Source organism: Nonomuraea indica (assembly GCF_002850745.1).
Lineage (GTDB): Bacteria > Actinomycetota > Actinomycetes > Streptosporangiales > Streptosporangiaceae > Nonomuraea > Nonomuraea indica.
This window is the reverse complement of record NZ_KZ559466.1, coordinates 487889-511766: the sequence shown is the minus strand read 5'-3', so window position 1 is coordinate 511766 and position 23878 is coordinate 487889. Positions and strand designations below refer to the sequence as shown.

Annotated in this window: 24 protein-coding genes; 13 read left to right on the top strand and 11 right to left on the bottom strand. The window is 70.9% G+C overall.

Translation table 11 applies throughout. The features are described from left to right. Positions 1-52: 52 nt before the first annotated feature. Together CXR44_RS02390 and CXR44_RS02385 are read right to left on the bottom strand one after the other, a co-directional pair. A complete protein-coding gene (locus CXR44_RS02390; RefSeq protein ID WP_101783150.1) occupies positions 53-298 on the bottom strand; it encodes a sulfurtransferase TusA family protein in 246 nt (81 codons plus the stop codon). After that, positions 295-1437 (bottom strand): cysteine desulfurase family protein, encoded by a 1143-nt coding sequence (locus tag CXR44_RS02385; RefSeq protein WP_219601638.1) that lies wholly within the window; start codon positions 1435-1437, stop codon positions 295-297. Before CXR44_RS02385 ends, CXR44_RS02390 begins: the two co-directional genes overlap by 4 nt. Before the next feature lie 132 nt (positions 1438-1569). Here CXR44_RS02385 and ctaC point away from each other — a divergent pair, with 132 nt between their 5' ends. The 4 genes from ctaC to CXR44_RS02365 all read left to right on the top strand — a co-directional run bounded on the left by ctaC (position 1570) and on the right by CXR44_RS02365 (position 5848). Continuing rightward, the gene (ctaC, locus tag CXR44_RS02380; protein WP_449596163.1) at positions 1570-2433 is read left to right on the top strand and encodes an aa3-type cytochrome oxidase subunit II; all 864 of its coding nucleotides are present in this window, start codon (positions 1570-1572) and stop codon (positions 2431-2433) included. A gap of 23 nt (positions 2434-2456) precedes the next feature. Next, positions 2457-4100 carry an aa3-type cytochrome oxidase subunit I gene (gene ctaD / locus CXR44_RS02375; RefSeq protein ID WP_397022199.1) on the top strand — a complete coding sequence of 548 codons (1644 nt, stop codon included), beginning with the start codon at positions 2457-2459 and terminating at the stop codon, positions 4098-4100. Then, positions 4097-4510: a cytochrome c oxidase subunit 4 gene (locus CXR44_RS02370; protein WP_101783147.1), complete on the top strand. Its 414-nt coding sequence runs from the start codon at positions 4097-4099 to the stop codon at positions 4508-4510. Before ctaD ends, CXR44_RS02370 begins: the two co-directional genes overlap by 4 nt. A gap of 138 nt (positions 4511-4648) precedes the next feature. Continuing rightward, a complete protein-coding gene (locus tag CXR44_RS02365; protein ID WP_101783146.1) occupies positions 4649-5848 on the top strand; it encodes a L,D-transpeptidase in 1200 nt (399 codons plus the stop codon). A gap of 318 nt (positions 5849-6166) precedes the next feature. On the opposite strand, the gene trpD is transcribed toward CXR44_RS02365, so the two are convergent. Together trpD and CXR44_RS02355 are read right to left on the bottom strand one after the other, a co-directional pair. Further along, positions 6167-7207, bottom strand: coding sequence for an anthranilate phosphoribosyltransferase (gene trpD / locus CXR44_RS02360; RefSeq protein WP_101783493.1), 1041 nt, complete (start codon positions 7205-7207; stop codon positions 6167-6169). Positions 7208-7216: 9 nt separating this feature from the next. After that, entirely contained in the window at positions 7217-7615 is a 399-nt protein-coding gene (locus CXR44_RS02355) for a response regulator transcription factor (protein ID WP_101783492.1), read from the bottom strand. Between the two features lie 196 nt (positions 7616-7811). Here CXR44_RS02355 and ctaE point away from each other — a divergent pair, with 196 nt between their 5' ends. The 4 genes from ctaE to qcrB are packed head-to-tail and all read left to right on the top strand — an operon-like array spanning position 7812 to position 12080. Then, complete coding sequence (gene ctaE / locus CXR44_RS02350) at positions 7812-8465, top strand: aa3-type cytochrome oxidase subunit III (protein WP_101783145.1); 654 nt, start codon at positions 7812-7814, stop codon at positions 8463-8465. Between the two features lie 14 nt (positions 8466-8479). Next, on the top strand, positions 8480-9289 hold the full coding sequence (qcrC, locus tag CXR44_RS02345) for a cytochrome bc1 complex diheme cytochrome c subunit (RefSeq protein ID WP_180903149.1): 810 nt from the start codon (positions 8480-8482) through the stop codon (positions 9287-9289). Beyond that, positions 9286-10410 (top strand): cytochrome bc1 complex Rieske iron-sulfur subunit, encoded by a 1125-nt coding sequence (gene qcrA / locus CXR44_RS02340; protein ID WP_101783143.1) that lies wholly within the window; start codon positions 9286-9288, stop codon positions 10408-10410. The genes qcrC and qcrA overlap by 4 nt, the downstream gene beginning before the upstream one ends. Further along, complete coding sequence (qcrB, locus tag CXR44_RS02335; protein ID WP_101783142.1) at positions 10407-12080, top strand: cytochrome bc1 complex cytochrome b subunit; 1674 nt, start codon at positions 10407-10409, stop codon at positions 12078-12080. Before qcrA ends, qcrB begins: the two co-directional genes overlap by 4 nt. Positions 12081-12380: 300 nt before the next feature. On the opposite strand, the gene CXR44_RS02330 is transcribed toward qcrB, so the two are convergent. The 4 genes from CXR44_RS02330 to CXR44_RS02315 all read right to left on the bottom strand — a co-directional run bounded on the left by CXR44_RS02330 (position 12381) and on the right by CXR44_RS02315 (position 15202). Beyond that, entirely contained in the window at positions 12381-12668 is a 288-nt protein-coding gene (locus CXR44_RS02330; protein ID WP_101783141.1) for an Lrp/AsnC family transcriptional regulator, read from the bottom strand. 116 nt (positions 12669-12784) lie between these two features. Then, positions 12785-14143: a chromate efflux transporter gene (gene chrA, locus CXR44_RS02325; RefSeq protein WP_101783140.1), complete on the bottom strand. Its 1359-nt coding sequence runs from the start codon at positions 14141-14143 to the stop codon at positions 12785-12787. Between the two features lie 106 nt (positions 14144-14249). After that, positions 14250-14681: a chromate resistance protein ChrB domain-containing protein gene (locus CXR44_RS02320; protein WP_101783139.1), complete on the bottom strand. Its 432-nt coding sequence runs from the start codon at positions 14679-14681 to the stop codon at positions 14250-14252. After that, a complete protein-coding gene (locus tag CXR44_RS02315) occupies positions 14678-15202 on the bottom strand; it encodes a Chromate resistance protein ChrB (protein WP_101783138.1) in 525 nt (174 codons plus the stop codon). Before CXR44_RS02315 ends, CXR44_RS02320 begins: the two co-directional genes overlap by 4 nt. A gap of 172 nt (positions 15203-15374) precedes the next feature. On the opposite strand from CXR44_RS02315, the gene CXR44_RS02310 reads away from it, so the two are divergent. After that, entirely contained in the window at positions 15375-16040 is a 666-nt protein-coding gene (locus CXR44_RS02310; protein WP_101783137.1) for a TetR/AcrR family transcriptional regulator, read from the top strand. Further along, positions 16040-17551: an alpha/beta hydrolase family protein gene (locus CXR44_RS02305; RefSeq protein ID WP_101783136.1), complete on the top strand. Its 1512-nt coding sequence runs from the start codon at positions 16040-16042 to the stop codon at positions 17549-17551. Before CXR44_RS02310 ends, CXR44_RS02305 begins: the two co-directional genes overlap by 1 nt. 59 nt (positions 17552-17610) lie before the next feature. On the opposite strand, the gene CXR44_RS02300 is transcribed toward CXR44_RS02305, so the two are convergent. Both CXR44_RS02300 and CXR44_RS02295 read right to left on the bottom strand, forming a co-directional pair. Beyond that, complete coding sequence (locus CXR44_RS02300; protein ID WP_245898760.1) at positions 17611-18774, bottom strand: MFS transporter; 1164 nt, start codon at positions 18772-18774, stop codon at positions 17611-17613. Continuing rightward, a complete protein-coding gene (locus CXR44_RS02295; protein ID WP_101783135.1) occupies positions 18771-19235 on the bottom strand; it encodes a GNAT family N-acetyltransferase in 465 nt (154 codons plus the stop codon). Before CXR44_RS02295 ends, CXR44_RS02300 begins: the two co-directional genes overlap by 4 nt. A 26-nt stretch (positions 19236-19261) precedes the next feature. Between CXR44_RS02295 and CXR44_RS02290 the strand changes: the two genes are divergently transcribed. Next, on the top strand, positions 19262-19789 hold the full coding sequence (locus tag CXR44_RS02290) for a CGNR zinc finger domain-containing protein (RefSeq protein ID WP_101783134.1): 528 nt from the start codon (positions 19262-19264) through the stop codon (positions 19787-19789). Positions 19790-19893: 104 nt separating this feature from the next. On the opposite strand, the gene CXR44_RS02285 is transcribed toward CXR44_RS02290, so the two are convergent. Then, positions 19894-21618 carry a DEDD exonuclease domain-containing protein gene (locus CXR44_RS02285; protein WP_101783490.1) on the bottom strand — a complete coding sequence of 575 codons (1725 nt, stop codon included), beginning with the start codon at positions 21616-21618 and terminating at the stop codon, positions 19894-19896. Positions 21619-21703: 85 nt separating this feature from the next. Between CXR44_RS02285 and CXR44_RS02280 the strand changes: the two genes are divergently transcribed. Together CXR44_RS02280 and CXR44_RS02275 are read left to right on the top strand one after the other, a co-directional pair. Next, positions 21704-23215 carry a serine/threonine-protein kinase gene (locus tag CXR44_RS02280; protein ID WP_101783133.1) on the top strand — a complete coding sequence of 504 codons (1512 nt, stop codon included), beginning with the start codon at positions 21704-21706 and terminating at the stop codon, positions 23213-23215. Continuing rightward, positions 23205-23878, top strand: a 674-nt coding sequence (locus CXR44_RS02275; RefSeq protein ID WP_144069851.1) for a serine/threonine-protein kinase, incomplete at its 3' end; no start/stop codon positions are given. The genes CXR44_RS02280 and CXR44_RS02275, both read left to right, overlap by 11 nt.

Below are 23878 nucleotides of genomic sequence, written 5' to 3'. Positions count from 1 at the left end.
AGGACTCCTTACCCAGATCGGACACGATGCCACATGTCCGACATATCGCCCGTCAGTAGTTCCGTCGTACGTGGATCGCCCACCCGCCCTCCGGCAGCTCGTACGAGCCCACGTGGCGGTGCGACTTCAACCGGCACCAGGCCGGCACGTCGGTGTAGGCCGCCGGGTCGTCGGCCAGCACGGCCACCACGGCGTTGAGGGGCACGAAGTTGATCTGCTCGGCGAGCATGATGATCGGGATCGGGCACTTCTTCCCGAGCGCGTCGATCGTCAGTGCGGGCTGAGTAACGTCGGTCATGCGACTCCTGCGTCCTTGCGGATCCGGCGCACCACGTCGGGCAGCACGGCGAGAAACCTGTCGACCTCCGCCGCAGAGGCGCCCCTGGGCAGCGAGACCCGGACATTCCCATGGGTCAGCACGCCCATCGCCTCCAGGACGTGCGATGGACGAAGCGTACTAGCGGTGCACGAGCTTCCGGACGAGACGGCGAAGCCGGCCCTGTCCAGCTCGGTGAGCAGCGCCTCGCCGTCGACGTACAGGCAGGAGAACGTCACGATGTGCGGCGCCCGCTCGACCGGCTCGCCGATCACCTCCACGTCGGGCACGATCTTCGGCACCGTCTCCCTGATCCGGTCCACCAGCGCCGACAGGCGCGCGCCCTCGGCCTCGGCCTCGGCCCGCACGGCCTTCAGCGCGGCGGCGGCCGCGACGACGGCGGGCACGTTCTCGAAGCCGGGGACGCGGCGGCGCTCCCGCTCGTCCTCGGGCACGAACGACCGGAACCGGGTGCCCTTGCGCACCGCCAGCACCCCCACCCCGGCCGGTCCGCCCCACTTGTGGGCGCTGGCCGCCAGCACCGACCAGCCCGCCGGGACCGGCAGCCGGCCCGCCGTCTGCGCCGCGTCCACGAACAGGGGCACGCCGTGCCGGCGGCACGCCTCGGCCGCCTCCTCCACCGGCTGCAGGGTGCCCACCTCGTGGTTGGCGGTCTGCAGGCACGCCAGCGCCACACCCTCCCGCGCCACGGCGGCGGTGAAGGCGTCGAGATCGACCCGCCCGGTCAGGCTCACCCCCACCGTCTCGGCGGTGCCGCCGTCGCGCTCGTGCGCCTGCGCGGCGTGCAGCACGCTGGAATGCTCGACCGCGCTCGCGACCAGATGGCGCCCGGCCCTCCGCCTGCCGTGTAGGGTGCCGAGCATGCCGAGATGCACGGCCTGCGTCCCCGAGGAGGCGAACACCACCTCGTCGGGCCGCGCGCCGAGCGCCTCGGCCACCTCCGCGCGGGCCTGCTCCAGGAGCAGGTGGGCGCGGCGGGCCTGGTTGTAGAGCCTCGCGGGGTCGGCCCAGCCGGCGTCGATCGCCGTCAGGAGCGCCTCGCGCGCCTGGGGGTGCAGCGGCTCGGTGGAGGCCGCGTCGAAGTACGCCACGGGTCCCATCGTCCCACCCGGGACGGGGCGCTCGCGGCGCGGCGCCGGGCGGCGCACCGAGGGGGCGCGCGGGAGGGCAAGGCCCCTGCACGCTAATGTGTCTGCAATCAGCTGTGCATATGGAAATACGAGCGCCCAAGAGTGGCTCTTGGGCTCTATCTGTGGGGTAGGCGATCCGTGAGTCCGACTCGCCGTTCGACACGGCGTTCGTTGGCCCGGCGCGGGGTGCCGCGCGCCGCCGTTTTGGCGTTGCTGCTGGCCTCCGCTACGGCGTGTGCTAATGACATTCCCAAGGCCGACTGGTCTCGTGGCCTCCTGCCGGAGGGCATCACCTCGCAGAGCGACACGATCGCGAGCCTCTGGAACGGGGCCTGGATCGCTGCGCTCGCCACGGGCGTCGTCGTCATCGTCCTGATCGTGTGGGCGTGCCTGTTCCACCGCAAGAGCCGGGCCAAGGCCGAGCTTCCGCCGCAGGTGCGCTACAACCTGCCGATCGAGATGCTCTACACCCTCGTCCCGCTCGTCATGGTGTCGGTGTTCTTCTTCTTCACCGCGCGTGACAGCCGGGCCCTGGAGGCGCTGCCCCCCAACCCGGACGTGAAGGTCAAGGTCGAGGCGTTCCAGTGGAGCTGGCGCTTCACGACCACGGTCAACGGCAAGACCCTCCAGCCGGTCGTCGGCAAGCCGGTCAGCGACTACCGCGAGGGCCCGCAGCTGGTGCTGCCGGTCAACAAGCGGGTGGAGTTCGACCTGGAGTCGCCGGACGTCATCCACTCCTTCTGGATCCCGGCCTTCAACTTCAAGCGCGACGTCATCCCCGGCATCCCCGAGACCAGCAAGGGCCGTAAGTTCCAGGTCACCACGCTGAACAAGCCGAACGTCTACGCCGGCCGCTGCGCCGAGCTGTGCGGCGTCGACCACAGCCGCATGCTCTTCAACGTGAAGCTCGTGACGCAGGACGAGTTCGACCGCTACATCGCGACCCAGACTGGGAGTGCCCAGTGACCGCCATCCAAGAACCACCCCTCGTGACGACGACCGTCCGGCCCACCCCCAAGGGCCGGGTGATCGCGAAGTGGCTGTCCTCCACCGATCACAAGATCATTGGACACCTCTACCTGATCACGTCGTTCGCCTTCTTCCTCATCGGCGGCGTCATGGCGCTGGTGATGCGGGCCGAGCTGATGCAGCCCGAGCTGCAGCTCACCACCAACGAGCAGTTCAACCAGCTGTTCACCATGCACGGCACGATCATGCTGCTGATGTTCGCGACGCCGCTGTTCGCGGGTTTCGCCAACGAGCTGATGCCGCTGCAGATCGGCGCTCCCGACGTGGCCTTCCCCCGGCTCAACATGGTGAGCTACTGGCTCTACCTGTTCGGCAGCACCATCGCGGTGGCGGGCTTCTTCACCCCCGGCGGCGCGGCCTCGTTCGGCTGGTTCGCCTACACGCCGCTGTCCAACACGATCTACTCGCCCGGCATCGGCTCCGACCTGTGGATCATGGGTCTGGCGCTGTCGGGCCTGGGCACGATCCTCGGCTCGGTCAACTTCATCACCACGATCATCTGCATGCGCGCGCCGGGCATGACGATGTTCCGGATGCCGATCTTCACCTGGAACATCCTGCTCACCAGCATGCTCGTGCTGATGGCCTTCCCGGTGCTGGCCGCCGCGCTGCTCGCCCTGGAGTCCGACCGCAAGCTGGGCACCCAGATCTTCGCCATGGACAACGGCGGGCCGATGCTGTGGCAGCACCTGTTCTGGTTCTTCGGCCATCCCGAGGTCTACATCATCGCGCTGCCGTTCTTCGGCATCGTCACCGAGATCCTGCCGGTCTTCAGCCGTAAGCCGATCTTCGGTTACATCAGCCTCGTCGGCGCGACCATCTCCATCGCCGGCCTCTCCATCACGGTGTGGGCGCACCACATGTTCCCCACCGGCCAGGTCCTGCTGCCGTTCTTCTCGTTCATGACGTTCCTCATCGCGGTGCCGACGGGCGTGAAGTTCTTCAACTGGATCGGCACGATGTGGCGGGGCCACCTGAGCTTCGAGTCGCCGATGCTCTACTCGATCGGCTTCCTGGTCACCTTCCTCCTCGGCGGGCTCACCGGTGTCATCCTGGCCTCGCCGCCGCTCGACTTCCACATCAGCGACACCTACTTCGTCGTCGCCCACTTCCACTACGTGGTCTTCGGCACCGTCGTGTTCGCGATGTTCGCGGGCTTCTACTTCTGGTGGCCGAAGTTCACCGGCAAGATGCTCGACGACCGGCTCGGCAAGATCCAGTTCTGGCTGCTGTTCATCGGCTTCCACAGCACGTTCCTGGTGCAGCACTGGCTGGGCGTGCTGGGCTTCCCGCGCCGCTACGCCGACTACAGCGCGATCGACGGGTTCACCGACCTCAACATGATCTCCTCGGTGGGCGCGTTCGTGCTCGGCGCCTCGACGCTGCCGTTCTTCTACAACGTCTGGAAGACCTGGCGCACCGCGCCCAAGGTCACCGTGGACGACCCGTGGGGCTTCGGCGGCTCGCTCGAGTGGGCGACCTCCTGCCCGCCGCCGCGCCACAACTTCACCTCGCTGCCGCGCATCCGGTCCGAGCGCCCCGCGTTCGACATGCGCTACCCGCACGTGTCCGCCAAGTCCGCCCAGGAGGTCGAGGCCCGATGAAGGTCCAGGGTTGGCTGTTCCTGCTGTGCGGCCTGTTCTTCGCCGCCGTCGACATCGCCTACTGGTTCTGGACCAAGGCGGAGACCGGCGTCGGGGAGCCCGTCGGCACCACGGCCATGGCCATCTCGGTCGGCTTCGCCTTCATGGTGGGCTACTACCTGATGTTCACGGCCCGGCGCATCGGCAACCAGCCGGAGGACGACAAGCAGGCCGAGATCAGCGACGGCGCCGGTGAGCTCGGCTTCTTCAGCCCGAGCAGCTGGTGGCCGCTGTTCCTCTGCCTGGCCGCCGCCTTCGCCTTCGCCGGCTTCGTGATCGGCCTGTGGATGTTCCTGATCGGCGTGTTCATGGTGATCATGGCGATGATCGGGTTCGTGTTCCAGTACTACCGGGGCAACTTCTCCCACTGACCCACGGCTGCCGAGCGGGCGTCCTCCCTCCGGGGAGGGCGCCCGCTTTTTGCCGCCCTTTACATGCCTCGCCCGTGACGAATGCATCACGCTGGGTAATAGGCAGGCGAAGGGACCGAACGGGACGGGGGAGTACTCGTGGGGCGCCTCTCTGTTGGTTGTGCCGGCCTGCTGGCCCTGTCTCTGCTGGTCGCGTGCTCCGAGGCCCGGACCCCGCAACGGGCCGCCGCGCCGGAGGCCGCACCGGACGTCGCGGTGGTGGTCACCCCTCTCGACAGGGCCGGGAACGTCCCCACGGACGAGCCGGTGGTCGTCTCCGCGCAGGGCGGGACGCTGAAGAGCGTCCGCGTCACCGGCAGGCAGGGCGAGCTGCCCGGCGTGATCAGCGCCGACCGCACCCGCTGGCGCAGCAACCGCACCGCGCGGCCCGGCGCCACCTACACGGTCACCTCGGTCGCCGTGAACCCCGACGGCAGGGAGAGGCGGTCCACCAGCACGTTCTCGACCGTGAAGGCGACCAAGACCTTCGACATCGAGCAGCTGACCCCGAGCAAGGACTACACCGGCCTGACCGTCGGCGTCGGCATGCCCATCATGATCGCCTTCGACCAGCCCGTCACCGACCGCGTCTCCGTCGAGCGCAACCTCATCGTGCGCACCTCCAAGCCGGTGCACGGCGCCTGGCACTGGTTCGACGACCGGCACGTGGACTTCCGGCCGGACGAGTACTGGCCCGCCCACACCCGGGTCCGCCTGGAGGCACGCCTGGCCGGCGTGCGCGGCGGCGAGGGCCTGTACGGCAAGCGCGACGTGACGCTCGACTTCAAAATCGGCCGCTCGCAGATCACCAAGGGCAGCACCCAGGAGCACGTGCTGCACGTCGTCCGCGACGGAAAGAGGGTCCGCTCCATGCCGATGAGCGCCGGCAAGGGCGGCGTCTGGAAGTACTACACGACCTCCGGCGTGCACCTGGCCATGTCGCGCGAGCCCGTCACCATCATGACCTCGCCCGGCATCGGCCCCGGCCAGGCCGGCTACTACCGGCTGACCGTCTACAACACGGTCCGGATCTCCAACAGCGGCGAGTACGTGCACAGCGCGCCCTGGTCGGTGGGCTCGCAGGGCAACTCCAACGTCAGCCACGGCTGCGTGAACGTCAGCCCGGCCAACGCGAAGTGGTTCATCGACAACACGCTCATCGGGGACCCGATCATCATCACGGGCACGCCCCGCAAGCTGGAGCCGACCAACGGGTGGGGGCACTGGCAGGAGAGCTGGAAGCAGTGGCTCCAGTGGAGCTCCACCAAGGACGGCCCCACGCTCCCGCTCGACATCTGACCGAGGCCCGCAGAGCCGGACGGCGCCGGGGACGCTCCCGGGCCGCCCGGCGGGGCGGCGCCGAGCGCGCTCCCGGCCCGGCGGTCGCGCGGCGCCAGGGCGCTCCCGGGCCCGGCGGTCGGGTGGCGCGAGGGTGCTCCCGGGCCAGGCGGTCGCGCGGCGCCGGGAATGCTCCAGGGGTCGGTCCCGTGGCCGGACGGCGCGGGGGCGCCCTGGGTGCCTTCTCGCGGCCTCCGCGGCGTCGCGTCGGAAGAGTTTTCCTCCGGCGAGCGTGCGGCCGTCCAGGGGCGCTTCTGGAGCGCCTCTGGACGGGCGGGGTCAGGAGACGGCGCTGCTGACCTCGACCCAGCGGTCCAGGGTGGCGGCGGCGCGGCCGGAGTCGACGGCCTGCACCGCCCGCGCGTACGCGTCGATCATGGCGGAGTCGAGGTCGTCGGACGGGCCGCCGAGAGCGACCAGGGCGGCCGCGGCGTTGAGCAGGACCGCGTCGCGCACCGGCCCGGTGCGGCCGGCCAGCAGGTCGCGCACCGCCTGGGCGTTGAAGGCGACGTCGCCGCCGCGCAGGGCTCCGGCGTCGGCGCGCGGGATGCCGAGCACGGCCGGGTCGAAGACGGTCTGCGTGGCGGCGCCGTCCCTGACCGTCCACACCGTGGAGGTGGTGGCGATGGTGAGCTCGTCGAGGCCGTCGTCGCCGCGGAAGACCAGCGCCGACACGCCCCGCTCGGCGAACACGCCCGCGAGGACCGGCAGCATGGCGGCGTCGTAGACGCCGATGGCCTGGGCGGCGGGGCGGGCCGGGTTGGTGAGCGGGCCGAGGAAGTTGAAGACCGTCGGGACGCCGATCTCCTTGCGCGGCGGGCCGGCGAAGCGCAGCGCCGGGTGGTAGACGGGGGCGAAGCAGAACGCGATGCCCGCCTCCCGCGCCACGCGCGCCGTCTGCTGGGGCGTCAGGTCGAGGCGGATGCCCAGGTGCTCCAGGACGTCGGCGGCGCCGCACGAGGAGGAGGCCGCCCGGTTGCCGTGCTTGACCACCCGCGCGCCCGCCGCCGCGGCGACGATGGCCGCCATGGTGGAGACGTTGACCGTGTGCGCCCGGTCGCCGCCGGTGCCGACCACGTCGACGACCGGTCCCTCCACGCTCAGCGGCGTGGCCAGCTCCAGCATGGTGCGGGCCAGGCCCACCACCTCGGCCACGGTCTCGCCCTTGGCGCGCAGCGCGATGGCGAAACCGGCGATCTGCGCGGGTGTCGCGGAGCCGGACATGATCTCCCGCATCGCCCAGGCGGTCTCGTCGGCGGTGAGATGCTCGCCGGCGAGGAGCGCCGACAGCAGGGCGGGCCAGGTCGTCCGGGCATCCACGGAGGGCACCTACTTCGCGTTGAGTCGGGTCGAGGAGCGGCGGCGCATGAGGTCGGCGACGGTGTCGGCCAGGACCATCGGCTCCAGCGGCTGCGGCACGACGGCGTCGGCCCTGGACCACTCGGCCAGCCAGCGGTCGTCGCGCCTGGCGACGATCAGGCAGATCGGCGGGCAGTCGTAGACCTCGTCCTTGGCCTGCCGGCACACGCCCATGCCGCCGGCGGGCTGGGTCTCGCCGTCGAGCACGGCCACGTCGATCTCGCCGGAGCCGAGCCACTGGTGCGCCTTGGGCTCGGTGGCGCATTCGACGATCTCCACGAGCGGGACGTCGGCCGCCGGGCGCCGGCCGAGGGCCAGCCGTACCTCCTCGCGGGTGGCGGCGTCGTCGCTGTAGACGAGGACCCTCATCGTGTCGTCGGTGCTCACGGTCGCGCTCACTATCGGTCGAAGCGGTATGGTCAACTGGGATCGTACCGGTGCGGTGGCGTGGAGTCCCAGGCCGCCGTCCCCAGCAGGGCTTTCATCCCGATTATCGCAGGTCGCCGCGCCGTCGCCGCCCGCTAACGGGGGGTCGTGCGCCGGACCGACCACTGGAGCCGCAATAATGCTGCCCGTGGCGACAGCATCCGCAATAACTTCGACGACGACAGCACACTCGTCCCGCAGACCCAACCTGGTCAGCGTGGGGACGATCGTGTGGCTGTCCTCTGAGCTCATGTTCTTCGCGGCGCTGTTCGCGATGTACTTCACCATCCGGTCGGTGAGCATTGGCAACGGCTTCGAGTGGGGCCCCGCAATGCTGCGTGAGGGTGCCTCCTCCGAGCATGCCGCTCACCTGAACATCCCGTTCGCGACGGTCAACACGATCATCCTGGTGCTGTCGAGTGTGACGTGCCAGCTCGGCGTGTGGGCCGCGGAGAAGGGGCAGGTCGGCAAGCTGCGCTTCTGGTACATCGTCAGCTTCCTGATGGGCGCCGTCTTCGTCGCCGGTCAGCTGTACGAGTACATGGAGCTGGCGAGCGAGGGCGCGACCCTGTCCGCTAACGCCTACACCTCGGTGTTCTACCTGACGACGGGCTTCCACGGCCTGCACGTGACCGGTGGCCTGATCGCGTTCCTGTTCATGCTGGGACGCACGTACGCCGCGAAGCGCTTCACGCATGAGCAGGCCACCAGCGCGATCGTCGTGTCCTACTACTGGCACTTCGTCGACGTCGTCTGGATCGGTCTTTTCGCGACCATCTACATCATTCGTTAAGGAACGGGATCTCTGTGATTAGGACCACCGCGTGGCGGCGGCATCCCCTCGCGAGATACGCCGTCCTGATTTTGGCGTTGGCGCTGGTCGGGATGGTATATGCCGCCTTCGTGCAGGCGAGCAAGCCCGCCGACGCGGCCCTCGCGTCCGGCAAGGTCGACGACGTCGCGGCCGGCAAGAGCCTGTTCCAGGTTCACTGCGCCAGCTGCCACGGCCTGAACGCGGAGGGCACCTTGACGGGTCCCACGCTGATCGGCGTGGGCGCGGCCGCGGTCGACTTCCAGGTGAGCACGGGCCGCATGCCGGCCGCCAACCCGGGCGCGCAGATGCCGCGCAAGCCGATGGCCGGCTGGGTCACGCCGGAGAAGATCAGGCAGCTCTCGGCCTACGTGCAGTCGCTCGGCGGAGGCCCGGCGGTGCCCACCAAGGACCAGGTCGACCCCGCCAAGGGTGACGCCGGCAAGGGTGGCCAGCTCTTCCGCGCCAACTGCATCCAGTGCCACAACTGGGCGGGCGCCGGTGGCGCGCTGACCCGGGGCAAGTACGCCCCCAACCTCAACGAGGCCACGCCCGAGCAGATCTACGAGGCGATGGTGACCGGCCCGCAGGCCATGCCGGTGTTCAACGACACGACGATCACCCCCGAAGAGAAGCGCGACATGATCGCCTACATCACCCAGGTCCGCGAGCAGAAGGACCCGGGAGGCTTCGGACTGGGGCGGATCGGCCCCGTGACCGAGGGCCTCGTAGGCTGGGTCGTGGGCATCAGCGCTCTCGCCCTTGCCGCCATCTGGATCACCGCGAAGAAGCGACAGAAGTCATGACAGACAACGAGCACGAGAACGAGCAGGTCGACGAGCGCGTTCCCAAGCGCGTGATCGGCACCCCCGCGGCGGGCACCTCGCTGCTCGGCGACGGGGAGTCCGCGCAACCGCACGAGGCCACGACCTCCGAGACCTCCGGCGTGACGTTCCAGGACGAGCAGAAGGCGCGCAAGGCCGAGAAGATCGTGGCGCTCTGCTTCACGGTCACGTTCCTCGCGGCCATCGCCTTCATCATCTCCTACGTGGTGTTCCAGGTCGGCAGCCTGGAGGCGACCGGAGCCTCCAACTTCGCGCTCGGCGGGACGCTGACCCTCGCGCTGCTGGCACTGGCGATCGGCATCGTGGTCTGGGTCCGCCAGATCATGCCGAAGTACTCGCTGATCCAGGAGCGCCACGCGATGGCCTCCGACGACGACACCCGTGAGGTCGTCGCCGACACCTTCGTCCAGGGCGCCAACGAGAGCGGGTTCGTCAAGCGGCCGCTGCTGCGCCGCACGATGCTGCTGGCCGCGGCACCGCTCGGCCTGCTGCCGATCGTGCTGCTGCGCGACCTCGACAACTCCAAGATGCCGGCCTCCAAGTTCAACGAGACGCTGCGCCACACCGTCTGGGGCGAGAAGAACAAGGAGGGCAAGCCGCTGCGCCTCGTGGTCGAGGGCACCGGCCAGCCGATCCGCGCCGCCGACTTCAACTCGCCGGGCGGCATCCTGTCGGTCGTGCCCGAGGGTTACGAGCACGACCTCACCGCCCTCGCCAAGGCCACGCTGATCCTGATCAAGTTCCGTCCCGAGGAGATCAAGTCGGGCACGAACAAGAACTGGACGCACGACGGCATCGTGGCCTACTCCAAGATCTGCACCCACGTGGGCTGCCCGGCGGCCCTGTACGAGCAGACCACCCACCACATCCTCTGCCCCTGCCACCAGTCGACGTTCGACGCGGCCGACGGCGCCAAGGTCATCTTCGGCCCCGCCGCCAGGCCGCTGCCGCAGCTGCCGATCACGGTCGACGACCAGGGCTACCTGATCGCGCAGGGCGACTTCAACGTGCCCGTCGGTCCCAGCTACTGGGAGCGCGGCGACGCTGAGGCCGAGGCCAGGTCCAAGGGAGGCCAGGCATGAGCGAGCTGACAACGGTTCCCAAGGCCATCGCCGGCCCGTCGTCGTACCTCGACGACCGCATCGGTGCGGGCAACTTCCTCAAGCGCAACCTGCGCAAGGTCTTCCCCGACCACTGGTCGTTCCTGCTCGGTGAGATCGCCCTCTACTCGTTCATCATCCTGCTGCTGACCGGCACGTTCCTGACGCTCTGGTTCAAGCCCAGCATGATGGAGGTCCCCTACGACGGCCCGTACGCGCCGCTCAAGGGCGTCATGATGTCCGAGGCGTACGCCTCGTCGCTGGAGATCAGCTTCGAGGTGCGCGGTGGCCTGCTCATGCGGCAGATGCACCACTGGGCGGCCCTGCTGTTCGTGGCCGGCATGACCGTGCACATGCTGCGGGTGTTCTTCACCGGCGCCTACCGCAAGCCGCGCGAGCTCAACTGGATCATCGGTGTGCTGCTGCTGACGCTGGCGCTCGCCGAGGGTCTGACCGGCTACTCGCTGCCCGACGACCTGCTGTCCGGCGCCGGTCTGCGGATCACCGAGGGCGTGGCGATCTCGCTGCCGCTGGTCGGCACGTACATCACCTTCTTCCTGTTCGGCGGGGAGTTCCCGGGGCACGATGTCATCTCCCGGTTCTACTCGCTGCACATCCTGCTCATCCCGGGCATCCTGCTCGCGCTGATCTCGGCCCACATGGTCCTCATGTGGGTGCAGAAGCACACCCAGATGCCCGGCAAGGGCCGCACCGACAAGAACGTGGTGGGCGCCCCGTTCTACCCGGCCTTCATGGCCAAGGCGGGCGCGTACTTCCTGTTCACGTTCGCGGTCATCGCGGGCCTGGCGACCTTCACCCAGATCAACCCGATCTGGATCTTCGGTCCCTACACGCCGGCCGACGTGTCGGCCGGCTCGCAGCCCGACTGGTACATGGGCTTCCTCGAAGGCTCGCTGCGGCTCATGCCGGCCTGGGAGATCAACATGTTCGGCACGGCCCACGCGGGCACGCTGCCGATGAGCGTGATCGTCCCGGCGCTGGTGCCGATGGGCATCATCATGACGGGGCTGGCGCTCTACCCGTTCCTCGAACAGTGGGTGACGGGCGACCGCCGCGAGCACCACGTCGTGGACCGCCCGCGCAACAACCCGCACCGCACCTCGATCGGCATGGCCGGCATCACCTTCTACGGTGTGCTGTGGCTGCTCGGCGCCAACGACGAGCTGTCGGCGTTCTTCCAGATCAACCTCAACTGGACCACCTACGCCGGCCGCGTCCTGGTCTTCGTCGGCCCGGCGATCGCCTACATGATCACCTACCGCATCTGCCTCGGCCTGCAGCGTTCCGACGCGGCGGTCATCTCGCACGGTGTCGAGTCGGGTGTCATCAAGCGGCTGCCGCACGGTGAGTTCATCGAGGTCCACACCGCTCCGGCGGACGACATCGAGGCGCACGTGCGCGGCAAGAAGCCGGTGCCCATGCTGCCGGTCGAGGAGGACCGCTCCGGCATCCCGCCGAAGGGCATGCGCGGTCCGGTCGGCAAGCTGCGCGCCCGCATGTCGCAGGCGTACGGCGGCGAGAAGATCGCGCTCGAGGAGCCGCACGGCGACGGCCACGGCCACGGTCACGAGGAGGAGCCCGCCGCCATCGGCTCGGGCTCGGACGACGAGGACCGGTCGCTGACGCGCTGACGTCGAACAGATCGGCCCCGGGGCCCGGACGGATCTCTCCGTCCGGGCCTCGGGCTTTTCCGGGTCTTGTCCACGGTCGGCATGCCCGCGCGTGGAGCCTCAGGTGTAGCGCTGGGCCTTCCAGATCCTGAGCGCTCAGCTCGGCTCGGCTCGGCTCTGCTCAGCGTGGCCAGGGCCGGCCGGAGCCTGCGGTCGCGGACGGCCTGCGGCGTGCGGACGGCGTGCGGACGCGTGTGGACAGCGCGCGGCGTGCGGACGGCGTGCGCGGTGATGCGCTCGGAGGGTGGCGGACGGACGGAGTCAGTCGGCCTCGGTGAAGCCGATCGAGAACGCCGCGTCGAGGTCGTGGCGGGAGTAGGCGCGGAAGGCGATGTGGGTCTCGGTGTGCAGCACGCCGGCGACCTTGTTGATGCGGCCCGGGACGACCTCGGCGATCTCCTCGTAGGCGGCGACCCGGACCATGGCCAGCAGGTCGTACTCGCCGGTGATGGAGTAGACCTCGCTGACCCCGGCGATCTCGGCGATCGTCTGGGCGACCTCCGGGATCCGGTCCACCTCGGCGTTGATGTGAACGATAGCCGTGACCATGGCCCAACTCTAGCGGGTCACGCCCGCGTCCGGCCTCTCGCCGGAGGCCGGACGCGGCGAGCCCGCCCAGGCCGGGCCAGGCCGGGGCAGGTGGACCTGCGCCGGGCCGGTGGCCGCTACCCGGGCAGGAGCACCGTGCCGACGCCGAGCAGCGCGCAGATCCCGAGGACGCGCAGCATCGGCCACTTCAGCGCGAACGTCATGACCAGCGCGGCCACCGTGATGACCAGGGCGACCGGGTCGACCTTGCCGAGTTCGGGGACCTGCACGGTGAACGGGCCCCACGCCCAGGTGAAGGTCCGCCCGAACAGGGTGTGCTCCGCGAAGTAGAACGCCAGGTTGGCGATGACGCCCACCACGGAGGCGGTGATGCCGGTGAGCGCGGCGCTGATGGCGGTGTTGTGCCGCAGCTTCTCCACGTAGGGGGCGCCGAGGAAGATGAACAGGAAGCACGGCACGAACGTGACCCAGGTCGTCAGCAGCGCCCCCAGCAGCGCCCCGGCCCACGGGGTCAGCGCGCCGGGGTCGCGGTAGGCGCCGAGGAAGGCGACGAACTGCACCACCATGATGAGCGGTCCGGGGGTGGTCTCGGCCAACGCGAGTCCGCGGACCATCTCTCCCGGTGTCAGCCAGCCGTACACCTCCACGGCACGCTGGGCGACGAAGGCCAGCACGGCGTAGGCGCCGCCGAAGGTGACCAGCGCGGTGCCGGAGAAGAACAGGCCTTGGGCGGTGAACACGCTGTCGGTGCCGAGGAGGAGCGCCACCGCGGCGACCGGCACCCACCAGACGACCAGCCCGACGGCCAGGATCCTGCCCGCCGACCGCCGGCTCGGCTGGGCGTGGTGCAGGGCGTCGTCGGGGATCAGCGGTGCCGGGCCGCCGTCGCCGCCGTGCCCGTTGCCCGCCTTGAAGACGTGCGGGGCCAGCCGGTGGACCAGCCGGCCGGCGAGCGCCGCGGCGGCGACCACGATCGGGAACGGTACGGCGAACAGCGCGAGCGCGGCGAAGGCGGCCACGGCCAGCGCGACGAAGAAGGGGTGGGTGAGCGAGCGCCTGGCGACCCGGATGACGGCCTGGGCGACGATCGCGAGCACGGCCGGGGCGATGCCCGCGAACAGCGCGGTCACGACCGTGGTGTCCTGCCACAGGATGTAGACCGCCGACAGGGCCAGCAACGCCAGCATGCCGGGCAGGACGAACAGGGTGCCGGCCACCAGTCCGCCGCGGGTGCCGTTCAGCAGCCAGCCGACATAGATGGCGAGCTGCTGGGCCTCCGGTCCGGGCAGCAGCATGCAGTAGTTGAGCGCGTGGTTGAAGCGCTGCTGGCCGATCCAGCGTTTCTCCTCCACCAGGGTGCGCTGCATGACGGCGATCTGCCCGGCCGGGCCGCCGAAGGTCTGCAGCGAGATCAGGAACCAGGCCCGTACGGCTTGGCGGAACGGGATCACATCCCGGGTGGCTTCGATCGTCATGACGGCCTCTCAGAGGGCGATATAGGCAGGCGGACGGACCGGGAGATCCGCCGGAGGGGAGGTCCGCGCAGCGCGTGAGAGGTCGGCAACGGGCCGGCCGCGCTGCTCACGCCGGTTCCCGCCCCAGCAGGAGGGCGCGCCGGTGGAACTCGTACAGGCCGTCGAAGACCGGCCCGGTGATCTCCAGCACCCGGGCGTCGTCGCAGATCATGGACAGTCCGCGCAGGATCACGTCCACGCCGGGCGCCTCGGGTGCGTCGAAGCGCTCGTCGTCGATGTCGGCCTCGTGCACGATCTCGGCCAGCTTCCACAGCACCGGGTCGTCGAGCTCGTAGCGGCGCAGGATCGTCTCGAAGCTGCAGTCGCCGCCGTGATGGGACAACTCGGCCCCGCGCATGTCGAACGGCGTCGCGTCCGCGGGCACCGCCGCGGGGTCGTCGACGAACACGAACTCCGGCTCGGGATCGAGGTGCCGCCGGATCAGCCAGGCACATGCCGCCCGGTCGATGTGCACGCCGGCCCGCGTGGCCCATCTCATCGCGCGACCTCCCTCGCATCGGTGTCGGCGCCGGAGCCGGTGTCGGCCAGCGCCCGCACCGCGCGCTGCGCGGCCTCACGCTCGGCGGGCGGGAAGTGGTCGCGCCGGCCGATCCTGCGCAGCTCGGCCTGCAGCCGTTTCACAGCGCGACTGCGCTCGCCCGGTCGCCCTCGGGCCGCCGCCTCGGCCTGCTCCAGCACTGCCCGGTATTCGGCGGCCCGGGCGGTCCGCATCTCGGCGGCGATCGCCTTCTCCTGCGCGGCGCTGCCGGCGGCGGCGAGCCACACGGTGGAGCTGCCGCCCATCTCGCCGATCTCCTCGGCGATCCAGTCGATCTGCTCCCGGGTCCGGGCGTCGGCGGGCAACGCGACCAGCCCGTCACCCAGCCGCGCCACACCGAGCCGGTCCAGCTTGCGCCAGATCGTGATCCGCAGCGTCGAGGGCTGGCGCGGGATGCGATACGCCAGCAGCACCCATTGCCCGGTCGCGCCCGTCAACGTCTCCTCCACGTCAGCCTCCATACAGTAACCATAGTTACTGTAGCCATGGTTGCACATCTCAAGGGACAGCGCCCAGTGGGTCCCTCCACTCGACGGGCGAGACATCTCCGGCACCGCGGCCGACCGAGAAACCTACGTTGTAGATTTCGTCTGTTATCCTACGACGTAGGTTTGACGGCAGAGAGGAGCGGATGTGGCCAGACGGACCCAGGGCACCTCGGCGGGGCTCGACCGCGAGCGCATCGCGGCCGCCGCCGTCGCGCTCGTCGACCGCGACGGCCTGGAGCGCTTCGGGGTGCGGCGACTCGCGGACGAACTCGGAGTCGACCCGATGTCGATCTACCACCACATCAAGGGCAAGGCGGCACTGCTGGACGCGATCTCTGAGGCCGTGCTCGCCGAGGTGGCGCCCGCCGCGCACGACGCGTCACACGGCTGGCAGGAGATCGCCAGCCGGACGGCGCACGCCTACCGCGAGACGGCCTACCGGCACCCTCAGGTGTTCCCGCTGCTGGCCACGCGCGCCCAGACCTCACCGGTGGCCCTCGCCGCCCTGGAACGGCTGGTCACCGCGATGCGGGAGGCGGGCCTGCCCGACCAGGTGGTCGCCGACGCGCCGATGACGCTGTTCGGCTTTCTCAACGGCTACCTGATGGCGGTCCTCAGCGGCGGATCCGGCGGGGGCGGCGCCATGCCCGCGATCGACGCCACCACGTACCCGACGATGGCGGCTCTCGCACCCCTGCAGGCCGGCTTCGGGTCCGTGGAGGAGTTCGACCGGATCCTCGGCACCGCGCTCGGCGGAATCCTGGACCGCGCCCGTGCGGCCGGTGGCGGCCACGACGTGAGGAGCGTCTGATGCGACCCCTGGAGATCCTTCTGTCGGCGGTCAACCTGCTGGCGCTGACGACCGTGGCGATTCCCCGGCTGCGCGCGTCGCGCCTGACGGGCTTCGCGGTTCCCGTCGCGCCGCTGCTCGCGGTCACGCAGGTTCTCGTCGAGAGCCCGCGCTGGCAGATGGTCCCCGCCTACGTGCTGTCCGCGATCCTCCCGCTGGTCTGGCTGGCCCGCACCGTGCGACCGAGCGCCGTGCGCGGCAACCGGCTGGTCGCCGGCTCAGGCGCCGGCCTGGGTGTGCTGGCGGCCCTCGCCTCCGTCCTCCTGGCAACGGTGATGCCCGTGTTCCGTTTTCCCGAGCCGACCGGGCCGTACGCGGTCGGCACCACGACCTACCACTGGGTGGACTCGAGCCGCCCTGAGCTGTTCACGAACGCCCCCGATGATCGACGGGAGCTCATGGCGCAGATCTGGTATCCCGCCGAGCCTCGGCCGTCAGCGCCGCGCGCCCCCTACATCGAGGACGCCGAGGCGGTGGCGCCGGCGATCGCGCGCCTGTTCGGCCTGCCCGAGCTCGCCTTCAGCCAACTCGGACACGTGACCGGCAACGCCGTCGCATCCGCCCGGATGGCGGCCGGCCGCCCCCGCTACCCGGTGCTCATCTCCCTCACCGGGCTGCACGGGTTCCGCGCCGCGAGCACCTTCCAGATCCAGGAGCTCGTCTCGCACGGCTATGTGGTCGTCGGGCTCGACCAGCCGGGCGCCGCCGCCATGACGCGCTTCCCCGACGGGCGGCAGATCCCGGCATGGTCCAGGGACGAGATCTACCCGCTGATCAGCCAGAGCTGGACGCCGCGGCCCGACGCGCCGGCCCTTCGTGGAAAGGCGCTTCCCGACGGGATCATCCCGTACTTCGCGCAGGACGTCGGCTTCGCGCTCGATCGGCTCGCCACGCTGAACGAGGCCGACCCCCACGGCATCCTGACCGGCCGCCTCGACCTCGAGCGCGCCGGCGTCTTCGGGATCTCCCTCGGTGGCGCGACCGCCGCCGAGGCGTGCGCGAACGACCAGCGCATCAAGGCGTGCTTCATCATGGACGTCCAGATGACGGCCAACGTCGTCCGGGCGGGCCTGCGGCAGCCGGTCATGTTCATGACCCGCGATGCCGCGACCTTCCGTCTCGAACGGGAGCGCGGCGGCGGGTGGCCGGAGGAGGAGATCTCCGGGACCATCGACACCATGACCGACGTGTACGGACGCCTGCCGGGCGCCGGCTACTACGTGGAGGTCCCCGGGTTGTTCCACGCCGACTTCACCGACGCCCCGCTGTTCTCCCCCCTCACAGGGCAGCTGGGCCTGAACGGGACGCTCGACCCCCAGCGGGGACACGACATCATCAACGCCTACTCGCTCGCCTTCTTCGACGCGCATCTCCGGGGACGGTCACCGTCACTGCTCAAGGGGCCGTCGAGCCGCTTCCCGGAAGCGCGGTTGCGACATCACCAGGGCGCGCCGTCGCCTGCCAAGCCCTAGTCTCCGGCGGTCGCCGGCGTCCTCGCCGGCGGCCAAGGACCACCTGCCGTCCGGACCGGTCACAGCCGGGCCGTCAGCGTCATGGCGGCGGCGGTCAGCGCGGCGAGCAGGGCCCAGGCGGGCGCGAAGCTGCCGGTAAGGTCCGTGAGCAGGCCGAGGACGGGTGGCGCCAGAACGACCGCCACCTGGTTGACGGCCATGGCCAGGCCGAGGGCGAATCCGGTGTGGTCCGGCGGCGCCGATTCGGCGGCGTAGGCGACCCAGGGGCCGTACCAGCCGATTCCGAAGAAGCCGAGCCAGACGAAGAGCAGGCAGGCCGCGACGGGAGACCGGCCGATGGGGGTCGTCAACACCGCCATCCCGATGATCACGGCGGCCAGGCAGGTCAGGACGCAGGCGTAGCGGCCGGCTCCGTGCCGGTCGCTCCAGGCCGCCAGGCAGACCCGGCCCAGCGCGCCCGCGCACTGGACCGCGACGTACACCAAGGCCGCCGAGGCGGGGTCCATGGCCGTCACCTCGTGCAGGTACAGCACGGTGAGCACGCCCACGCCGCTGTGCACCGACACCATACTGGCGCCGGACAAGATGATCTTCTTCATGTACGGTTCGCGGAGCAGGGCCGGCCGCACGCGGGACGTGGTCGCAACGGGGCGCCGGTCCGGTGGACGGTGGTAGAAGGCCATGAAGGCGACGGCGCCCGACAGCGCGACGAGCGCGCCGGCCGCGAGCGTCGACCGCCAGCCGTAGGCCGTCGCGAGTGAGGGAAGTGCGCAGGCGGCGAGGACGCCGCCGAGCGGGAGTCCGGCCTGGCGGATACCCATGGCCAGGCCACGCTGCGAGGCGTCGAACCAGGACGCCACCGACTTGCTGCCGCCCGGCTGAACGGTGCTGTACCCCGCACCGGCGACCAGCAGGACGACGAGCAAGGAGACGTACCCCGGGACCGCGCTGCCGGCGGCCAACGCGACGGCGACCACAAGAGCACCGATCCCGACGACCCAGCGCTCGTCGTGGCGGTCCAGCAGTCGTCCCGCCACGAGCAGTCCGGCCAGCGGAAGGAGCTGAGCCGCCGACTGCAGCAGGCCGAGCTGGGTCGTGTTCAGCTCCAGGTCTCGTCGCAGGTGGACACTCATCGCGCCGATGCCCTGCACGAAGAACGCGGCCGCGGCCTGGGTGAAGGTCGCGACACCCAGGATGACCCAGCGGTATCGCGATGTCCTCACGGCTTCCAGCACAGCAGGGGATCGGGGTGGTCGGCGAAGCCGAGCTGCCGGTAGAGCGGCTCCGCCTCGTGGGAGGCGGTGAGGTCGACCCGTACGGCGTCGCGGTCGCGGAACCAGTCGAGCAGACCGATCATGATCGCCCGGCTGTGCCCACGCCGCCGATACGCCGGGTCGGTGACCACGCCGATGACGTGGCCGATCCTCCCGTTGCGGGAGTGAGGGCCGGGGAACCACTGTTCGATCGTGCCGATGCCGCACGCGGCCAGGCCGGTGCCGCCGTCCACGACCAGGATCCGGCAGTCGGGGTCGGTCAGCTTCCGCCTGAGAACCCGGGCGAGCGCGTCGCGCCAGTCGTCAACGGAGTTCGCCGGGTTGAAGAAGTCACCGCCGAGGTCGTCGAAGAGCAGCGCCCGGAGGCGGACGAGTTCCGGAATATCGTGCTCTGTTGCTGTTCGCGCCATGACGTACAGGCTGATGTAATGAGCTTGTGCACCTCAACCCTTACGGCGCCGACGTGGTGAACTTCGCCGCGGACCTGGCGAACCGCCCTCCGACGAGCGCCGACGAGCTCGCGGACCGCTGCCGCACGGCCGGTCTGGTGCTGGAGCGCCCCGTCGAACCGTCGGACCTCGACCAGACCCTCGCCGTCATCGACGCCTGGACGAACGTCGTCGACGCCACGGGGGAGCGCGAGAAGGCCAAGCTGGTCAACGAGATGCTGGCCCGGTCGGCCGCCTACCCCCGGCTGACCGACCACGCTCATGGGTGGCACCTGCACTATCGCGACGACCTGCAGCCGCTCGGCGCGGTGCTGTTCGCGCTGATCTCCGTGGGCACCGCGATGCACCTCGTCAGCCGGGGCATGGACCGGCTCGGACGGTGCGCCGCCGCCGGTTGCGAGACGATCTTCGCGGACACCTCACGCACCGCACGGCAGCGCTACTGCTCCCACCCGTGCGCCAACCGGGACGCGGTACGCCGCCATCGCGCCCGTCAGTCCACGCCCTCCACCTGACCGGCAGGCAGGCGGCGGTGGCCGGCGTCGCCCGCCGGCAGCTCGTCGTGGGTTCCGGCGGGAGCCGCCAGCCGGCGGCGGCCAGCGCGGGCCGGGAGGGGGTGTCAGGTCAGGGGGCGGCCTTCGCGGGAGCGGGGCGCGACGAGGGGCCGGTAGGCGAGGTCGATGCGCGCCTTGTGGCGGGCAGCCCCGTGGGCGGGCAGGCTCCACTCGCCGTCGACCTCCACCAGCCGCACCCCCGGCGACTCCAGCCACCGCAGGATGCACTCGGTCTCCTCGGCGCTGGCCGCGTGGACGGGCCCCGGCCCGGGGATGACCGCCTCGGCCGTGGCGACCAGCGACTCGACGAACGGCGTGGGATGGGCCCCGCGCGGCATGACCCCCGCGGCGGCCAGCCGCCCGTAGCGGACGACGTGGATGTCCCAGCCGCCGTCGAACGCCGGGCTGGCCGCGACGAGCTGGGGGATGCGGGTGATGGCGGACAGCCGCTGCATGCGGGCCGCCGTGCGGACGAACGCCGCCAGCCGGTCGCGGTCGACGCTCGCCTCCTCGTAGCGCTGCTCCAGGGACAGGCGCTCCATCCGGGCCGTCACGGCGGCGAGGACCGGGGAGGCGTCGTCGGTCATGGCGCGGCGGGCGTTGGCCGCGTGGACGGCGTAGTCGGCGGGGCTCTCCTTGCCCTCGCACGGGGCGCCGCAGCGGCCCATCTCGTGCAGCACGCAGGCCGCGCGGCGGGTGCGCAGGCTGATGGGCTGGGTGCACTGGCGCAGCGGCACCGCCTCGTGCAGCGCGATGCGGGCGTCGTCGGCGGCGCTGGTGCTGCCGAACGGGCCGAGGTAGGCGGCCCCGTCGTCCTTGAGCTCGCGCACGATCGACAGGCGGGGGAACGGCTCCTGGGTGAGCTTCAGCCAGACGACCCGCTCGGGGAAGCGGGAACGGCGGTTGTAGCGGGGTTTGGCGCCGCCGATGAGCCGCAGCTCGCGCACCTCGGCCTCCAGGGCGGTCGCGCAGACGATGTGGCGGACCCGCTCGGCGATGCCGATCATCTCGCGGATGCGCGGGCGGGTCTCGCCGGCCGTGAAGTAGGAGCGGACGCGGTTGCGCAGGTTGGTGGACTTGCCGATGTAGAGGACCTCGCCCCGCTCGTCCTCGAAGAGGTAGACACCGGGGGCGTGGGGCACCGACTCGGCCAGGTGGCGCTTGCGCTGCTGCTCGGGTGTGGGAGCGCGGACGAACGACTTGAGCTCCTCCAGCGTGTGCACCTGGAACGAGCCGGCCCGCTCGATCAGCCCGTGGAGCACGTGGACGGTGGCCCTGGCGTCCTGCAGGGCGCGGTGGCACGGCTCGGCCGGGCTGCGGAAGAACCTCGCCAGCGTGCCCAGCTTGGCGTTGGGCGTCTCGTCGCGGGTCAGCACCCGGCGGGCCAGGTCGACGGTGTCGACGACCGGGTTGGCCGGCGGCGGATAGCCGTGCGCGGCGCAGGCCGCCTTGACGAACCGGGTGTCGAAACCCGCGTTGTGCGCCACCAGCGTGGTGCCGCGGATGAACTCCAGGAAGCTCGGCAGCACCGCCTCGATGCGCGGAGCCGCCACCACCATGGCGTCGGTGATGCCGGTCAGCACGGAGATGAACGGCGGGATCGGCCCTCCGGGATCGACCAGCGTGGAGAACTCGCCGAGCACCTCGCCGGCCCGCACCTTGACGGCGCCGATCTCGGTGATCGCGTGCTCGGCCGGTGAGCCGCCGGTCGTCTCCAGGTCGAACACGACGAACGTGACGTCACTCAGCGGAGTGCCGAGCTCGTCGAGAGTGCCTTGAACCGCGTCCACGACCAAGACCATAGAGACCCCGACCGACAGTCGGGCGTCGCGGACCGATATCCGGTCTCTTGCAGACTTCGTTACTCTTCCGTTTATGTCCGGCGAAGGAAGACTCGCCGACCGCTATGCCCTGGTACGGCCGCTCGGCAGCGGCGGCATGGGGCGGGTGTGGCTGGCCAGGGACGAGATGCTCGACCGTGAGGTGGCGGTCAAGGAGCTCACCCTGCCCGAGGGCCTGCCGCCCGCGGAGCGGGCCGAGCTCGTCACGCGCGCCGTACGCGAGGCCCAGGCCACCGCGCGGCTGCGCCACCCCGGCATCGTGGCGCTGCACGACGTCATCGTCGAGTACGACCGGCCCTGGCTCGTCATGGAGCTGCTGCGCGGCAGCACGCTCGGCGAGGTCGTCCAGCGGCACGGGCCGATGCCGCAGGAGCACGCGGCGCGCATCGGCGCCGACGTGCTGGAGGCGCTGTCCGCCGCCCACGCGCAGGGGTTGCAGCACCGCGACGTCAAGCCGGGGAACGTGTTCCTCACCGACGGCGGCCGCGTGGTGCTCACCGACTTCGGCATCGCCCGGCAGGAGGGCCAGGCCGCCCTCACCGAGCAGGGCGTCATGATCGGCTCGCCCGGGTTCATCGCGCCGGAGCGGCTGGAAGGCGACCCCGGCGGCCCGGCCAGCGACGTGTGGTCGCTCGGGGCGACGCTGTACGTCGCGGTGGAGGGCCGGCCGATGTACGACGGCGCGCCGGGCGAACGGATCACCGCCACGCTCACCGTGCCGCCGCCGCGCGCCTCCGGCCCGGTCGGCGAGGTCGTGGCGGCCATGACGGCACGCCACCCGGTCGCCCGGCCCGACGCCTGGAGCGCCCGCAACGCGCTCAGGCAGGTCGCCGCCGGCCAGGCCCCCCAGCTCCCGCACCACGACGCCACGGTGCCGGGCAGGATCAGAAGACGCGGGCGGTCCTGGCTGTGGGCGGCGGCCGCCGCGGCGCTCGTCGCCGTCGCGGCCGCGGTCACGCTGGTCGTGGTACGCGGCCAGGACGACGGGGTGCCCGAGGCGTTCGTCCTGCCGATGGACGTGTGCTCCCTGCTGACGCAGGAGGAGGTCGGCCGCATCCTGCGCGTGCAGAGTCCGCCCAAGGGGCGCCCCGGCTCCAACGGGGAGGGCCCGACCTGCGCATGGCCGGCCAAGGAGCAGCAGCAGGGGCTGAGCCTGCAGGTGCAGAGAGACTCCGACACCCCCGACCCGTGGTCCATGACGCCGGCCACGGCGCACACGCTGTTCGAGAACCAGAAGCGCTACTACGGCAAGCTCGCCGGCAAGCAGGTCGACTGGTCCTGGCCCGAGATCGGGGCCGACAGACGTCTCAGCGCGACGAGCACGCCGGTCCGCGCCGTCAGCGGCCTGGGGGAGGAGGCGTTCGCCCATGAGCTGCAGGGCCCGACGAAGCTGACGCACTCCGCCTACGTCTACTACCGGCTCGCCAACCTCGTCGTACGGGCCCACTACACGACCCTGGGAGACCGGCTGAGCGACGAGGAGATCCAGCGGAACGCGCTCACGGCGGCGCGGGCGGTCGAGGGGGCGCTGCGCCGTGCGGGCTGAGCCCTACCTGCTCGCCGGCCGCTACCTCCTCACCGAGCGGCTCGGCGAGGGCGGCGCCGGCACCGTGTGGCGGGCCGTCGACCGGGTGCTCGACCGGCAGGTGGCGGTCAAGCAGGTGCGCGTGCCGGCCGGCCTCACCCCGCAGGAGCGCACGGCGTTCACCGGCCGGGCCATCCACGAGGCCCGCTCGGCCGGGCGGCTGCGCGACCCCGCCATCGTGCTCGTGCACGACGTGGTGCTCGACGGCGACCAGCCCTGGATCATCATGGACCTGGTCACCGGCCGCTCGCTGGACAAGGTCATCAAGGCGGACGGGCCGCTGCCGCCGCACGAGGTGGCCCGGATCGGGCTGCGGGTGCTGTCGGCGCTGGAGACGGCGCACATGCACGGCATCCTGCATCACGACGTCAAACCGGCCAACATCCTGCTCGACGCCGACGGCTCGGCCATGCTCACCGACTTCGGGATCGCGGTGCCCCTGTACGGCCAGGACGGCGGCGGCCCGGCCGGCGGCTCGCTCGGCTACATGGCGCCCGAACGCCTCAACCAGCAGGCCGCCGGCCCCGCCTCCGACCTGTGGTCGCTGGGCGCCGCCCTGTACGCGGCGGCCGAGGGGCGGGCGCCGTTCGAGCGGCCGATGCCCGCCGCCGTGGCGGCCGCGGT

Excerpts from the sequence above, each read along its gene's own strand:
- CXR44_RS02390 (WP_101783150.1), bottom strand. The coding sequence starts at position 298 with ATGACCGACGTTACTCAGCCCGCACTGACGATCGACGCGCTCGGGAAG.
- CXR44_RS02385 (WP_219601638.1), bottom strand. The coding sequence starts at position 1,437 with ATGGGACCCGTGGCGTACTTCGACGCGGCCTCCACCGAGCCGCTGCAC.
- CXR44_RS02370 (WP_101783147.1), top strand. The coding sequence starts at position 4,097 with ATGAAGGTCCAGGGTTGGCTGTTCCTGCTGTGCGGCCTGTTCTTCGCC.
- CXR44_RS02355 (WP_101783492.1), bottom strand. The coding sequence starts at position 7,615 with ATGAGGGTCCTCGTCTACAGCGACGACGCCGCCACCCGCGAGGAGGTA.
- ctaE (WP_101783145.1), top strand. The coding sequence starts at position 7,812 with ATGCTGCCCGTGGCGACAGCATCCGCAATAACTTCGACGACGACAGCA.
- qcrA (WP_101783143.1), top strand. The coding sequence starts at position 9,286 with ATGACAGACAACGAGCACGAGAACGAGCAGGTCGACGAGCGCGTTCCC.
- qcrB (WP_101783142.1), top strand. The coding sequence starts at position 10,407 with ATGAGCGAGCTGACAACGGTTCCCAAGGCCATCGCCGGCCCGTCGTCG.
- CXR44_RS02330 (WP_101783141.1), bottom strand. The coding sequence starts at position 12,668 with ATGGTCACGGCTATCGTTCACATCAACGCCGAGGTGGACCGGATCCCG.
- chrA (WP_101783140.1), bottom strand. The coding sequence starts at position 14,143 with ATGACGATCGAAGCCACCCGGGATGTGATCCCGTTCCGCCAAGCCGTA.
- CXR44_RS02320 (WP_101783139.1), bottom strand. The coding sequence starts at position 14,681 with ATGAGATGGGCCACGCGGGCCGGCGTGCACATCGACCGGGCGGCATGT.
- CXR44_RS02315 (WP_101783138.1), bottom strand. The coding sequence starts at position 15,202 with ATGGAGGCTGACGTGGAGGAGACGTTGACGGGCGCGACCGGGCAATGG.
- CXR44_RS02305 (WP_101783136.1), top strand. The coding sequence starts at position 16,040 with ATGCGACCCCTGGAGATCCTTCTGTCGGCGGTCAACCTGCTGGCGCTG.
- CXR44_RS02295 (WP_101783135.1), bottom strand. The coding sequence starts at position 19,235 with ATGGCGCGAACAGCAACAGAGCACGATATTCCGGAACTCGTCCGCCTC.
- CXR44_RS02280 (WP_101783133.1), top strand. The coding sequence starts at position 21,704 with ATGTCCGGCGAAGGAAGACTCGCCGACCGCTATGCCCTGGTACGGCCG.